General features: G+C 61.6%; 1 protein-coding gene. It reads left to right on the forward strand.

Annotation, left to right across the window (positions count from 1 at the left end):
• A partial coding sequence (locus tag B2589_RS01430; protein ID WP_414673915.1) for a type I glyceraldehyde-3-phosphate dehydrogenase occupies positions 1–559 on the forward strand: 559 nt, incomplete at its 5' end.
• Positions 560–591 lie beyond the last annotated feature (32 nt).

The following is a 591-nucleotide window of genomic DNA, read 5'->3' on the forward strand; positions in this document are numbered from 1 at the left end:
TTCCTGCACCACCAACTGCCTGGTACCGGTGATCAAGGTGCTGGACGACGCCTTCGGCGTAGAACAGGGCAGCACCACCACCATCCATGCCGCCATGAACGACCAGCCAGTGATCGACGCCTACCACCACCAGGACCTGCGCCGCACCCGCAGCGCGCTCCATAATATTGTGCCGGTAGACACCGGCCTGGCCCGCGGCATCGAGCGCCTGCTGCCCCACATGGAAGGCCGCTTCAGCTCGGTGGCCATGCGCGTGCCAACGCTGAATGTGTCTGCTATAGACATGGTGGTGAACGTACGTGAAGCAACCGATGTTGCGGCAGTAAACCAGCTGCTGAAAAACGCCGCTAACGGATCGCTCAAAGGCATTCTCGGCTACACCGACGAACTCCTGGCCAGCTCCGACTTCAACCACGACGCCCACTCCGGCGTGGTCGACGGCGGCCAGACCCGGGTGACCGGCGGCACCATGGTGAAAGTGCTGTGCTGGTTCGATAACGAATGGGGTTTCGCCAATCGCATGCTGGATGTCAGCAAGGTCTGGCTAACCAGAACCTGACGGATACAGAGGGGTCTGACCCCGAACGGGGT

It is taken from the genome of Marinobacter sp. UBA3607, assembly GCF_002375525.1.
GTDB lineage: Bacteria > Pseudomonadota > Gammaproteobacteria > Pseudomonadales > Oleiphilaceae > Marinobacter > Marinobacter vinifirmus.